This window comes from Streptomyces sp. NRRL S-340, assembly GCF_000720185.1.
Lineage (GTDB): Bacteria > Actinomycetota > Actinomycetes > Streptomycetales > Streptomycetaceae > Streptomyces.
Map to the genome: position 1 here is coordinate 226,949 of NZ_JOIY01000001.1, position 12,766 is coordinate 239,714.

Sequence of the window (12,766 nt, forward strand, 5' to 3'; positions counted from 1 at the left end):
AGGGGTCCTGCGGGCTCCCTCTCAGGTACTACGGGTACGGCCCGGACCACTGTCAGGAGTGCCGGTCAGTACCCCGAGGGCCGCACCAGGCCCGACTCGTAGGCGAACACCGCCGCCTGCGTGCGGTCGCGCAGCCCCAGTTTCACCAGGATGCGGCCGACGTGGGTCTTCACCGTCTGCTCGGCGACGACCAGGTGCTCGGCGATCTCCGCGTTGGACAGGCCCTGGGCGATCAGGGTGAGCACTTCCGTCTCGCGTTCGGTGAGGTCGCCGACGCGGGCCTTCAGGGGGGTGCGGGGTCTGCCGTTCATCCGGGAGAACTCGGCGATCAGTCTGCGGGTGATCCCCGGCGCCAGCAGCGCGTCACCGGCCGCGATCACGCGGACCGCCTCGGCCAGCTGGTCGGCGGAGGCATCCTTCAGCAGGAAGCCGGACGCGCCGGCGCACAGCGCCTCGTACACGTACTCGTCGAGGTCGAAGGTGGTCAGCACCAGCACCTTGGTGCCCGGCGTCTCGGCGGTGACCCGGCGGGTCGCCTCGATGCCGCTCATCTCGGGCATGCGGATGTCCATGAGGACGACGTCCGGAGCGAGTTCGGTGACCTTGGCGACGGCGTCGGCGCCGTCCACGGCCTGGCCGATCACCTCGATGTCCGGCTGGGTGTTGAGCAGCACGGTGAAGCCCTGCCGGACCATCTGCTGGTCGTCGGCGATGAGGACGCGGATGGTGCCGCTGCTCATGGGGTCTCTTCTCCTGTCGGGGGCGGTGGGCCCGGCCTGGCGGTCTCCTGCGGGGCGCGGGACGTGTCCGGTGGATCGAGGACGAAGACGGGAGCGACGGCGGGGTCGGGGTACTCGACGGCCAGGCCGAACGGACCGGTGTCCGCGAGGGGGGCCGTGCCGTCGCGGGGCAGGAACGCCGTGACGGCGAAGCCGCCGTGCAGTGTCCTGGCCGCGGTGACGTGGCCGCCCAGCATGGCCGCCCGCTCCCGCATGCCCAGCAGCCCGTGCCCGGCGCCCGGGGAGGGCACGACGGGCTTTCGCGGGCGGGAGTTGACCACGCTCAGGCACAACCCGTCGCGGATGTGCGTGACCTCCACACGGACCGTCGAACCGGGTGCGTGCCGGAGAGCGTTGCTGAGGGCCTCCTGGACGATGCGGTACGCCGACAGCTCCACGCCCGGCGGATAGGGCAGCGGCCGGTTCCGGGAGTCCTCCGTCTCCAGGACGACCGCCAGTCCCGCGGCGCGCGTGTTCTCGACCAGGGCGCCGAGCCGGTCGAGCGTGGGCTGCGGGCCCTGCGGCGCCACCCCGGCACCCGGATCGCCCAGACCGTAAGGGTCCTCGGGGTTGGGCGAGCGCAGCACACCGAGCACGCGGCGCAGTTCGGCCAGCGCCTCCAGCGCGTTCTGCCGGATGCCGGCGAGGTTCTCCTTGAGTTCGTCGGAGGGGTTCTCCGACAGGTGCGGGGCGACCTGCGCCTGGATGGAGATGACCGACATGTGGTGGGCGACCACGTCGTGCAGCTCACGGGCGATCCGGCTGCGCTCCTCCAGCAGGGTGCGGCGGGCCCGCTCCTCGGCCGTGATCGTCGTCTGCTCGACGAGCTGGCTGCGAGCCTCGCGCAGGCCGCGCAACGCTGTGCCGACGAGGACGGCCACCGCGGACAGGGCGAAGGCGGACAACCCGCTCCCCGTGAAGCGGTCGGCACCCAGGACGCCTTCCAGGCCGTACGTCGTCAGGCCGGTGACCAGCAGAGCCGCGACCGCGCGGCTGGCCGGCACCCGCAGTGCGAGCAGGAGCAGCACGGCGACGTGCACCGCCATCTCCGGTACTGTCCACGGCCAGCTGGGCCCGTCCGTCACTCCCGGCACGTCCCCGGGCAGGGGGGCGGGCCGCGGGAGGCCCGAATGGGACACCATGAGGGACTCGCGGCCGAGCAGCGCTGTGACCACAACCGCGCTCAGCGACAGCAACCAGGCCGGAACCGGCCGCCACAGCGCCAGGACGACAGCTGTGGCCTGGACGAGTCCGGTGGCGAGGCCCACCTGCGCGGTGAGCCCGTAGTTGTGGGCGATGTCCTGACCGCCCGCCAGCGGCAGGAACAGGGCGAGCCAGAGGACGACGAGGTAGGCCAGGCCCCGCAGCCAGCGGTACTTCGACAGGGGCGGGGAGAGCGGCGAGGGGCGGTCACCCAGGGTCGTACGGAGGCGTCGGAGCACGCTGCCCACCCTAGACACCGTGTGGCCTGCGCTGTTCCGGCCGGTTCTTGCCCCGGTGCACCCGGACCACCCTGGACGGCCGGTTCCCCGCGCGGCGCGGGCCGTGCTCGCAGCCGCGGAACGCCGCCCAGCACACCGCCAGGGCCAGCGCGAAGACCGGGAGCCAGGCCAGGCGGGCCGCCACCCAGCCCAGGCCGTCGGGGGCGGTGTGCAGGCCGGGGAGGCGGCCCGCGAGGGTGCCCAGGGCCGTGGTCACCATCAGGGCGGTCTGGTGCCACAGGAAGACGGTCATCGCAAAGAGGTTGACCAGGGCGACGGCCGCCCAGGCCGGCGGGCGGCGCATCAGGCGGGCGAGCCGGTCCCGCAGCAGCAGGGCCAGGCCGCACTGGGCCACACCGAAGGTGACGGCGGCCAGGGTCGGCGGATCGAGGTTGGAGACCGCCGCACCGGGGACGCCGACCATCGACGCCGGGTACCCGGCCCAGGCGACCAGCGCGGCCGTCGCCACCGCACCGCCGGCCAGCAGCAGCCGGCCCGCACGGCGGCTGTCCAGTTCGCCGCGGGCCCAGGCCGCCCCGAGGGTGTACGGCACGAGCCAGCCGGCCGGCAGGTTCAGCCAGCCGAGCCAGCCCGGCCCGCCGAGGCCGAAGCGGAGGAGGTCCACGTGCAGGACGACGGCCAGCGGCCACAGCGGGCTGAGCCGGGTCAGCAGCGGGGTCGCGGCCGTCAGCGCCGCGAAGACCAGCAGGAACCACAGGGGGGACAGCGCCAGCTTGACCAGGGTGCGGACCGTGCCCGGGTCCGCACCGTTCAGCAGGAGGGCGGCCGCCACCATGGTCCAGAGGGCCAGGACGGCGGCAGCCGGCTTGAACAGGCGGGACAGCCGCCCGCGCAGCCACCGCGGATAGCCGGTGCCTCGGGCCCGGGCGGACGCATAGCCCCGGGTGGCCACATGGCCGCCGACCAGGAAGAAGACGGCCAGGGTCTGGAAGACCCAGGAGATGGGCGCCAGCCAGGGCATGGAGTGCAGGGGGCTCGCGGTGTGCAGCCTCGGGTGGGGGTGGGTGCCGGTGTCGGCGACCAGCGCCGTGACCAGCCAGTGGCCCAGGACCACGCCGAGGATCGCGAACGCGCGGAGCGCGTCCACCGACCGGTCCCTCCCGGACGGGGTGGCGGCGTCGATCCGGTGGGCCACGGCCCGTATCCGGGCGGTCGCGGAGAGGTGGCGGCGCGCGGCGGAGGCCTCTCGCGCGGCACGGATTCGGTCGGTCACCGCAGCTCCTTCGGGGCGCCCAGGACGATCCGGGCCAGGTTGGCCAGGGACGGGGACCCGGGGGTGAAGTAGGCGCTGTGGCCGCCCTTTCCGGCCGGGAAGACACGGGCGCCGAAGGCCGGGTCCACGGGATCGGTGCCGAAGCCGACGGTGGTGCCGAACAGGCCGGCCCGCACGTGCGGCACGTTCGCCACCCAGTCGCCGGCGCCGCGGGCCGCCCACACGCGGGCCGGGGTGTGCAGCTCGGCCACGGACGCGGCACCCGTGCCGGGGCTGCCGATCAGGGCGATGTCGCTGACCTCCAGGCCGGCGGCGGCGCGGCCGCAGACGACCGAACCGTAGGAGTGGCACACCAGCGCGAGACGCGGTGGCCGGCCCGGCGCGCCCACCACGGCCCGCAGGTCGCGCACCAGCCGCCGCAGCTCCGGGGCCGCCCGCTCGGCGCGCCCGGTGGTGAGGACGGTGGTGCTGACGGTGCCCGGCGTCTCGTAGCCGAGCCAGGCGACGACCGCCGGGTGCGCGGTCCGCGGGGCCTGGCGGGTCAGTTCGCGGTACAGGGCCAGCGCGCCCGCCCGGAAGCGGCCGTAGGTGTCGAGGGAGGTGTCGGAGCCGGGGACGAGGACCGCCACGCGGTCCGCGTGCGCCAGGTCGCCGAGCACCTCGGTGACCCGGCCGGGGCCGCGCCCGTCGAAGCCGAGCAACTGGCTGGACGGGGCCGCCAGTTGCCGGTCCTCGGCCGCACGGTGCGCGTCACCGTGCGCGGCGGCCATGCGGGCCGCCTGTGCGGCGTCGGCCCGGTTGGCCGCGTAGGCCGTGGCCAGTGTCGCCCGCGTCGGGGCGGCGAGGGCGGCCGGGGCCGGGGCGGGGATGCCGGGGCGGGCCGCCGCCGACAGCGGCACCACCACCGCCGCGATGACGAGCAGCGCGAGGAAGGCCCGGCGCCAGCTGCGGGCGGGACGGCGCCCTGCCCCGGGACGCGCTGCCGTGCCGGGGCGTGCTGCCGTCTCGCGGCGTACTCCCGTCTCGGGGCGTGCTGCCGTCTCGCGGCGTGCTCCCGTCCCGGGACGTGCTTCCCTGTCGGGGCGAGCTGCCGCCTCGGGACGTGCTCCCCTGTCGGGGCGTGCTCCCCTGTCGGGGCGTCCTCCCCTGTCGGGGCGTGCTGCCGCCTCGGGACGTGCTCCCGTCGCGCCCTTCGTCCGTTCGGACCCCATGACCCGCATCCCCCTCCGCCGCGCCCGTCCGCCGGGCTCGCATGGAAGGGAAAGTACGGATCCGGGGACGTCGTTCGCGTCCCGCCGCAGAGCTGTTCCGGGCCGTAGCTCTCAGGTACTACGGGTATGACCGGGACCCGCGCCACCGGACGCTGTCACGGTGCGCCGGGCCCGGCAGTCGCGGACGGACCGGGGCCCCCGCCCGCGCAGGAGCCCTCCCGCCCGCGCAGGGGCCGCCCCCGCCCGGACCGGGGGGTCACCGGCACCGGTGACGCGGCCTCATCTCCCCGGCTCACCAGGCCAGTTGGGCGATCTCCTCCACCACCACCGCACACGCGTCCGCCGCCGGGTCGATCAGCGGGAAGTGGCCGACCTCCTCCAGCAGGGTCAGGCCCACCACCTCGCCGGCCTTCGCCGCCGCCTCCGTGTACGCCTCCGCCACGACGTGCGGCACGTCCACGTCCGCACGCCCCTGCACCACGGTCGTCGCGATACCGGTGGGCAGCAGCAGCGAAGGGTCCGCGTACGCCCGGCGCGTGGCGAACTCCTCCGGCCCGCCGAGCAGTTGCAGTGCCGCCTGACCGCACACGTTCAGCTTCCCGGCGACCTCGAAGTCGGCGATCGGGGCGAGGGCGACCACGCCGCGCAGCAGCGCCGGGCGGTCGGTGCGCCAGGGGGCGCCGGCGGGCAGGACGTGCCGCGCCGCCGCCCACAGGGCCAGCTGGCCGCCCGCCGAGTGACCGGTGAGCACGGTGCGGCGTGCGTCCGCCTGCGGCAGTGCCTCCCGTGCCAGCGCGGGCAGCGCGTCGAGCGCCGCCGCCACGTCGTCGAAGGTGTCCGGCCAGCGGCCCGCCACCAGCGCCCCGCCCTCCTGCCCCCCGGCCCCGGCGGACGAGGCTGACGCGGCCGGCGGGGCGCCGCGCCGGTACTCCACGTTGGCCACGGCGAAGCCCCGGCGCGCGAGGAAGGCCGCGAAGGGGGTGATGTGACGGCGGTCGTACGGCGCCCGCCAGGCGCCGCCGTGCAGCACCACGACGAGCGGGACGGAACCGGGATCCGCCGCTCCCCCGGCCTTTGCCGAGGTCGCGCGCGGGGCGTAGAAGTCGATCACCTGGTCGGGGTGGTCGCCGTACGCGGCGGTGCTGTCCGGGTCGACGGCCGGGTGCGACAGGACGGCCTCCTCCTCCGCCGCGGCACGCGCGGCGGCGCCACCGCCGGCGGTGTTCTCCGGTTCTGCGGCAGCGCGGGATGCGGCGGCGTCCGGCATGCTCCAACCTCTCAGCGACGGAACGGAATTGGCGGATCGGAACGAAGACGACGGACGGGACCGATCAGGAGCGGGTCCGGCCGTTGGCCGGGACGGTACCAGGCCGGTGACGTGCGCCGACACGCGGATGTCACGCTCGGTGAGGCCGGACGGCCCGGGGACCCGACACCCCGGCCGCAGCACCCCGCGGCCCGGAGACACGCCGGCCCGGAGACCGGACGTTCAGGAACCCGACACCCCGGCCGCAGCACCCGGGGGCACGGCGGCCCGGGGACCCGGCGGCCCCCGAGCCCGGGGGCGCAGGCACCGGCACGCCCCGCCCCGGGCCGCACCGGCCGTCTACACCTCGCCCAGCACCGCCGCCAGCACCCGCGCCGCCCGTTCCGCGTCACCGAACCCGACGTAGAGCGGTGTGAAGCCGAAGCGCAGGACGTCGGGGTGGCGGAAGTCGCCCACCACACCGCGTTCGATCAGCCGCTTCATCACGGTCCCGGCGTCGGCGCACCGCAGGGCCACCTGGCTGCCCCGCTGCCCGTGCGCCGCCGGAGTCACCGATTCCACGCGTCCTGCGGGCACGTACGCGGCGACGCACTCCAGGAAGAAGTCCGTCAGCGTCAGCGACTTGGCCCGCACCGCCTCGATCGGCACTCCGTCCCAGACCTCCAGGGACGCCTCCAGGGCGAGCAGGGACAGGATGTCCGGAGTGCCGACCCGGCCCCGCAGCGCGCCGCGCGCCGGCTCGTACTCCGGGCGCATCCCGAAGGGCTCGGCGTGCGAGTTCCAGCCGGGCAGCGGGGAGTCGAAACGGTCCTGAAGGTCTCGGCGGACGTACAGGAACGCCGGTGACCCCGGGCCTCCGTTGAGGTACTTGTACGTGCAGCCGACCGCCAGGCCGACGCCGTGCTCGTCCAGCCCGACCGGCAGGGCGCCCGCGCTGTGGCACAGGTCCCACACGGCGTACGCCCCCGCCGCGTGCACCGCCGCCGTCAGGTACGGCAGGTCGTGCAGGCGGCCGGTGCGGTAGTCGACGTGGTTGAGCAGCACCGCGGCGGTGCGCCCGGACAGCGCTGCGGGCACGTCCCCGGGCGCGACCGGGCGCAGGGTGCAGCCGGTCATCCGGGCGGCGGAGGCCGCGATGTACCCGTCCGTGGGGAAGGTCGTCGCGTCGACGAGGATCTCCTCGCGCGGGCCACCGGCCGGCGCACCGCCCGCCTCACGGGCCATCCGCACCGCCGCCACCAGCGCCTTGAAGACGTTGACGCTGGTCGAGTCGCCCACCACGATCTGCCCGGGCGCCGCGCCGACCAGCGGGGCGATCCGGTCGCCGATCCGTTCGGGCGCGGTCCACCAGCCGCTCTCGTCCCAGGAGCGGATGCGCAGCTCACCCCACTGGCGGCGCACCACGTCCGCGACCCGGTCCGGAACGTGCGCCGGGAGCGCGCCCAGCGAGTTCCCGTCGAGGTAGACCACCTCGTCCAGGACGAACCGGTCGCGCAGCGCGCCCAGCTCGTCGGCGGCGTCCAGCGCCTCCGCCCTGCTCAGGAGTTCAGACATGCGACCGCGCCGTCCACAGCTCGGGGAACACGTTCTTCTGCGCCCGCTTCTCCAGCCAGGCCACACCGGCGGAGCCGCCCGTGCCGGACTTGGCGCCCATCGCGCGCCGGGTCGCGACCAGGTGGTCGTTGCGCCATCGCCACACCAGCTCGGCCACGTCCGTCAGCGCCTCGCCGAGCCGGGCGAGTTCGTCGTCCGGGTCGCCCTCGTACAGCGCCGTCCAGACGGCCTCCACCTCCCGCGAGGGCTCGTGGCGCAGCGACACGTCGCGCCGCAGGACGGTGTCCGGGACGGGGTGCCCGCGCCGGGCCAGCAGCCGCAGGACCTCGTCGTAGAGGCTCGGCTCGTGCAGCGCCTTCTCCAGTTCGGCGTGGACGCGGGGCGCGCCGCGGTGCGGGACGAGCATCGACGCTGACTTCTCACCGAGCAGGAACTCCATGCGGCGGTACATCGCCGACTGGAAGCCGGAGCCCTCGCCGAGGGCGCCCCGGTAGCTGTTGAACTGGGCGGGCGTGAGCTGCCCGAGCGGCTTCCAGGAGGCGTTCAGCGCCTCCAGCTCCCGGACGGACCGCTTGAGCGCGGCCCTGGCGGTGGGGACGTCGTCGGCGCGCAGCGCACGGGCCGCCGTCTCCCACTCGTGGACGATGACGGTGAACCACAGCTCCATGACCTGGGTGGTGACCAGGAAGACCATCTCTCCGGGGTCGTCGGAGAGGGTGTGCTGGAGGTGGGTGAGCACGTCCGCCTTGACGTAGTCCTCGTACGGTGTCGTGCCTTCGAAGTCGAGATGCGGGGTCTCGGGCTCAGCTGCCTCGGCGGGACTGGGCGTCCGTTGAGCCTGGTGGGACATCGCTGTCTCCTGCATGTACTCCGGGTAGCGGTCCGCCCTGCCGTTACCGGCACGGGGCCCCGGTCCCCGACGGCATCCTCCGCAATGTTCCCAGGAAACCGCAAGGCCCGCCTGCGCACGACAGACGGGCCAGGACGTGCCACGGATCAGCCCAGCACCTCGGCCGCCGTCGGCGAGGAGTCCTTCAGGAACTCCGAGCAGCGCTCGTACTCCTCCTTCTCGCCGATCGCGCGGGCGGCGCGGGCGAGGGCGTGCAGGGCGCGCAGGAAGCCGCGGTTGGGCTCGTGCTCCCAGGGCACCGGGCCGTGGCCCTTCCAGCCGCTGCGGCGCAGGGCGTCCAGACCGCGGTGGTAGCCCGTACGGGCGTAGGCGTACGACTCCACGACGCCGCCCCGCTCGTACGCCTCGTCGGCCAGCAGGGCCCAGGCCAGCGAGGACGCCGGGTACTTCGCGGCGACGTCGGTGGCGGAGGCGCCGCCGGCCAGCAGCTCGCGCGGCCCCGGGTCGTCGGGCAGGTGGGTCGGGGGCGGTCCCCCGAGGAGGTTCTCGTGAATGGCCATGGGCACCAGTCTGCGCCATGCCGGGAGCGGACGTGCGAGGGCCCGGCACCCCTGGGCGGGATGCCGGGCCCTCGTGCGTCCGCGGCCGCTACTTGATCCTGGTGCCCGTCGAGCGCAGGTTGCCGCAGGCCTCCACCACGCGCGCGGCCATGCCGGCCTCGGCCAGCTTGCCCCAGGTGCGCGGGTCGTAGGTCTTCTTGGAGCCGACCTCGCCGTCGACCTTCAGGACACCGTCGTAGTTCTTGAACATGTGGTCGACGACCGGACGCGTGAAGGCGTACTGCGTGTCGGTGTCGATGTTCATCTTGACCACCCCGTTCTCCAGGGCGGTGCGGATCTCCTCCTCCGTGGAGCCGGAGCCGCCGTGGAAGACGAAGTCGAACGGCTGGCTGCCGGCCGGGCGGCCGTACTTCTCCGCGACGCCCTCGTTGAGGTCCTTCAGCAGGTCGGGGCGGAGGACGACGTTGCCCGGCTTGTACACGCCGTGCACGTTGCCGAAGGAGGCGGCCAGCAGGTAGCGGCCCTTGTCGCCCAGGCCCAGCGCCTCGGCGGTGCGGATCGCGTCCTCGACGGTGGTGTACAGGGAGTCGTTGATCTCGTGGGAGACGCCGTCCTCCTCGCCGCCGGTCGGGGTGATCTCGACCTCGAGGACGATCTTGGCGGCGCGGGCCTGCTCCAGCAGCTCCTGCGCGATCCGGAGGTTGTCGGCGAGGGTCTCCGCGGAGCCGTCCCACATGTGGGACTGGAACAGCGGGTTCAGGCCGGCCTCGACGCGCTTCCTGGAGAGCGCGAGCAGCGGGCGCACGTACCCGTCGAGCTTGTCCTTGGGGCAGTGGTCGGTGTGCAGCGCGATGTTGACCGGGTACTTCTCGGCGATGATGTGCGCGTACTCGGCCAGGGCCACGGCACCGGTGACCATGTCCTTGCTGTACTGGCCGCCGAGGAACTCGGCACCACCCGTGGAGATCTGGACGATGCCGTCGCTCTCCGCCTCGGCGAAGCCGCGCAGCGCCGCGTTCAGGGTCTGCGAGGACGTCACGTTGATGGCCGGGTAGGCGAACTTGCCTGCCTTCGCCCGGTCGAGCATCTCGTTGTAGACCTCGGGGGTTGCGATGGGCATCTGTCCGCTCCTTGTATGTGCGGGGTGCGTTCTGCGTGCTTACGGCCCTGACCTAGGGAGTGACGTCATCGTCGGCCCCATCTTCGCAGACGGAGCCCGATGCTTCGGACACCCTGTCCAGCCTGTGGATGACCGGGTCGCGCGGCCCGCACCCCGCCCCGGATCAGTCCAGTCCCAGGTCGTCCTTCGAGTACGCGAACACGTACGGCACGCCCGCCCGCTCGGCGATCGCCTCGGCCGCGCCCGTGGCCCGGTCGACGATCGTGGCGACCGCGACGACCTCCGCGCCGGCCTCCCGCAGCGCCTCCACGGCGGTCAGCACCGAGCCGCCGGTGGTGGAGGTGTCCTCGACGGCGAGCACCCGGCGGCCCGCGACCTCGGTGCCCTCGACACGGCGCTGCAGACCGTGCGCCTTGCCCGCCTTGCGCACCACGAACGCGTCGAGCGTCTTCCCGCGCGCGGCGGACGCGTGCAGCATCGCGGTGGCCACCGGGTCGGCGCCCAGGGTGAGGCCGCCGACCGCCTCGTAGTCCAGGTCCGCGGTCAGGTCGAGCATGACCTGACCGACCAGCGGGGCGGCCACACCGTCGAGGGTGATGCGGCGGAGGTCGACGTAGTAGTCGGCTTCCTTGCCCGACGACAGGGTCACCTTGCCGTGCACCACGGCCTTGTCCTTGATCTGCTGCAGCAGCTCGCCGCGAACGTCGCTCATGGCAGTCAGCTTAAGGGCGGCGCCAGGTCCAGGTGGTCGTGGCCTCCAGCGGTTCCAGCGGCGTGACCAGGCGCGGGTGGGTGTTGAGGCCGTCGGGCGGCCCGGTCTGCGGCTCCACGCACACCGCGCTCTCCTGCTCGTCGTAGACGACGACCCACTCCTCGGGGCTGGTCACCTTCAGCTCCAGCTGCCCCGGCCAGGTGAGGGTGACGTCGACGCCGCCCGGCATGCCGAAGCAGTCGTCCCAGGGTCCCGGGCGCGGGTCGACGCGGCGGCCGGTGGGCAGGTGGTCGTCGCCGCGCTCCTCCTGCCAGCCGGGCTCGAACGCGAGCCGCACGTCCTGCCCGCCCAGGTTGCGGTGGAACCAGGGGTGCCAGCCGATCTGCGCCGGGAAGGAGGAGTCGTACGTCTCCACGGACATCGACAGCGTCAGGGCGTCCTCGGTCAGGGCGACCACCTGGGTGACCCGGCCGGGGTAGGGCCAGGGGTCGACGAGGTCGTACGTCATCACGGCCTCGCCCGCCGAGGTGCGGGCGGTGCGCCAGGCGCCGTCGCGGGCGGTGCCGTGGATGGCGTGCGGCGGGGAGTTGAGCGGCATCTGGTGGACCGCGGCGCCGTCACGGAACCTGCCCTCGCGGATCCGGCCGCACCAGGGGACCATCGGGAAACAGCCGAACCGGTCACCCTGGCGGAGCAGTTCGAGCCCGCCCACCCGCAGTCCCCCGATGCGGCCGCCGTGGCCCGGCCGTACGGTCGCTTCCGCGTCGCCCGCGGTCAGCGTGATGTCTTCGTCGCTCACGGAACGAGGCTACTGGGCCGATCAAGGGGGCGAGCCCTTCCCGGGCCGTGCTCCGCCCCAGGTCGTCCCGCGGTCGTGGGGAGCGCGGGCGCGCTCAGCGGCGGCGGCGCAGGGCCCGGCCCACGACGATCGCCGACGCCACGACCAGTGCGGCGGCGGGGGCCGCCCAGCGCAGCGTGGGCCCCGCGGAGACGGTGAGCGGGGCGGGCACGGGGGCGTAGCGGCCGCGGGGCGGCGCGTGGTCGACCTCCTCCGCGCTGCGGCCGATCATCGTCCGCCGGGCGTGCGCGGCCTCGGCCGGCGGGTCGGCGGGCTCGGCGGGCACGTCGGCGGGCTCGGCGGGCAGGTCGGCTGGTTCGGCGGGCAGGTCGGCGGGCTCGGCCGGGAGGCCCGTGGTTCCGGTCCCGCCTTCCCCGGCCGCGTTCCCGGCCGCCTTCTCGTCCGCGTCGTCGTCGGCGAGCGGATCGAGGGAGGAGGGCGGGATCTCGGTGTCGAAGACCGAGACGTGCTCGGACGGGTCGGCGGGGCGCTGCTCGCCCGGGGCGGAGGGCGGGGCGTCGTCGGTGGGAGGGACGGCCGGGGCCTCGGCGGGGCCGGGCGGCGGGGCCGGGGTGTCGTCCGCGTCGGGCGCGGCCTCGAAATCACCCGACGCCAGGGGGGCGAAGTCCTCCGTGGCGAGCGACTGGGCGGTCTCGGCGGCGCCGGCCGCCAGGTTCTCCGCGAAGCGGTTCAGCAGCCGCGTCACCGCGGTCCGTACGGCCTGCGGGTCCAGCTCGGCGACCCGGCCGCCGGCCGAGGCGGTGCCGCCGAAGGTGAGGGCCGCGCCCTCGTCGGTGTCCCGCAGGCGGAGGGTGAGCGCGAGTTTCACCGAGCCGGTGCCGCGGGACTCGGCCGCCTCGCCCTCGACGGCGTACCCGCCGTCGTCGCGGGCCAGGACGCGCAGGGCGCCGCGGTAGGTGATGGAGTGGCTGCCGACGCGGATCTTCAGGCGTCCGGCGACGGGATCGGCACCCGCCTCCTGCTGGAGCCCGGGGACCGCCCGGGCCACCTGCGCGGGGTCGGCGAGCGCCGCCCGCAGCCGCCGGGCCGGAACCGGAACGAACACCTCGTGCTCCATGTCAGCCGAGACTACCCAGTAGCGCGCCGGATTACCCTCCCCGGGCGTCTCCCGCCCCCGCCGGCTCCCGCCTCCCCCGGAC

12 protein-coding genes are annotated in these 12,766 nt (G+C 74.7%); all 12 read right to left on the reverse strand.

Going from position 1 to position 12,766, the window contains the following annotated elements; translation table 11 throughout:
• Positions 1-65: 65 nt before the first annotated feature.
• Positions 66-740, reverse strand: coding sequence for a response regulator (locus IG64_RS00940; protein WP_037850759.1), 675 nt, complete (start codon positions 738-740; stop codon positions 66-68).
• The gene (locus IG64_RS00945; protein ID WP_037850957.1) at positions 737-2,221 is read right to left on the reverse strand and encodes a sensor histidine kinase; all 1,485 of its coding nucleotides are present in this window, start codon (positions 2,219-2,221) and stop codon (positions 737-739) included. Before IG64_RS00945 ends, IG64_RS00940 begins: the two co-directional genes overlap by 4 nt.
• Before the next feature lie 10 nt (positions 2,222-2,231).
• The gene (locus tag IG64_RS00950; RefSeq protein ID WP_037850959.1) at positions 2,232-3,425 is read right to left on the reverse strand and encodes an acyltransferase family protein; all 1,194 of its coding nucleotides are present in this window, start codon (positions 3,423-3,425) and stop codon (positions 2,232-2,234) included.
• A gap of 65 nt (positions 3,426-3,490) precedes the next feature.
• Positions 3,491-4,393 carry an alpha/beta hydrolase gene (locus IG64_RS00955; protein WP_037850962.1) on the reverse strand — a complete coding sequence of 301 codons (903 nt, stop codon included), beginning with the start codon at positions 4,391-4,393 and terminating at the stop codon, positions 3,491-3,493.
• Positions 4,394-4,997: 604 nt separating this feature from the next.
• Positions 4,998-5,972 carry an alpha/beta hydrolase family protein gene (locus IG64_RS00960; protein WP_037850761.1) on the reverse strand — a complete coding sequence of 325 codons (975 nt, stop codon included), beginning with the start codon at positions 5,970-5,972 and terminating at the stop codon, positions 4,998-5,000.
• Between the two features lie 339 nt (positions 5,973-6,311).
• Positions 6,312-7,526, reverse strand: coding sequence for a kynureninase (gene kynU / locus IG64_RS00965; protein WP_037850763.1), 1,215 nt, complete (start codon positions 7,524-7,526; stop codon positions 6,312-6,314).
• Entirely contained in the window at positions 7,519-8,376 is an 858-nt protein-coding gene (locus IG64_RS00970) for a tryptophan 2,3-dioxygenase family protein (RefSeq protein WP_037850766.1), read from the reverse strand. The genes kynU and IG64_RS00970 overlap by 8 nt, the downstream gene beginning before the upstream one ends.
• A gap of 146 nt (positions 8,377-8,522) precedes the next feature.
• A complete protein-coding gene (locus IG64_RS00975) occupies positions 8,523-8,936 on the reverse strand; it encodes a DUF3151 domain-containing protein (RefSeq protein WP_037850768.1) in 414 nt (137 codons plus the stop codon).
• Between the two features lie 88 nt (positions 8,937-9,024).
• Positions 9,025-10,056: a class II fructose-bisphosphate aldolase gene (fbaA, locus tag IG64_RS00980; protein ID WP_037850770.1), complete on the reverse strand. Its 1,032-nt coding sequence runs from the start codon at positions 10,054-10,056 to the stop codon at positions 9,025-9,027.
• 163 nt (positions 10,057-10,219) lie between these two features.
• On the reverse strand, positions 10,220-10,768 hold the full coding sequence (gene pyrE / locus IG64_RS00985) for an orotate phosphoribosyltransferase (RefSeq protein ID WP_037850772.1): 549 nt from the start codon (positions 10,766-10,768) through the stop codon (positions 10,220-10,222).
• 10 nt (positions 10,769-10,778) lie between these two features.
• A complete protein-coding gene (locus IG64_RS00990) occupies positions 10,779-11,567 on the reverse strand; it encodes an aldose epimerase (RefSeq protein WP_037850775.1) in 789 nt (262 codons plus the stop codon).
• A 94-nt stretch (positions 11,568-11,661) separates the two neighbouring features.
• Positions 11,662-12,684 carry an SRPBCC domain-containing protein gene (locus tag IG64_RS00995; RefSeq protein ID WP_037850777.1) on the reverse strand — a complete coding sequence of 341 codons (1,023 nt, stop codon included), beginning with the start codon at positions 12,682-12,684 and terminating at the stop codon, positions 11,662-11,664.
• Positions 12,685-12,766: the final 82 nt, after the last annotated feature.

Coding starts and splice junctions, on each gene's coding strand:
- IG64_RS00975 (WP_037850768.1), bottom strand. CDS start 8,936: ATGGCCATTCACGAGAACCTCCTCGGGGGACCGCCCCCGACCCACCTG.
- IG64_RS00970 (WP_037850766.1), bottom strand. CDS start 8,376: ATGTCCCACCAGGCTCAACGGACGCCCAGTCCCGCCGAGGCAGCTGAG.
- fbaA (WP_037850770.1), bottom strand. CDS start 10,056: ATGCCCATCGCAACCCCCGAGGTCTACAACGAGATGCTCGACCGGGCG.
- IG64_RS00940 (WP_037850759.1), bottom strand. CDS start 740: ATGAGCAGCGGCACCATCCGCGTCCTCATCGCCGACGACCAGCAGATG.
- pyrE (WP_037850772.1), bottom strand. CDS start 10,768: ATGAGCGACGTTCGCGGCGAGCTGCTGCAGCAGATCAAGGACAAGGCC.
- kynU (WP_037850763.1), bottom strand. CDS start 7,526: ATGTCTGAACTCCTGAGCAGGGCGGAGGCGCTGGACGCCGCCGACGAG.
- IG64_RS00960 (WP_037850761.1), bottom strand. CDS start 5,972: ATGCCGGACGCCGCCGCATCCCGCGCTGCCGCAGAACCGGAGAACACC.
- IG64_RS00995 (WP_037850777.1), bottom strand. CDS start 12,684: ATGGAGCACGAGGTGTTCGTTCCGGTTCCGGCCCGGCGGCTGCGGGCG.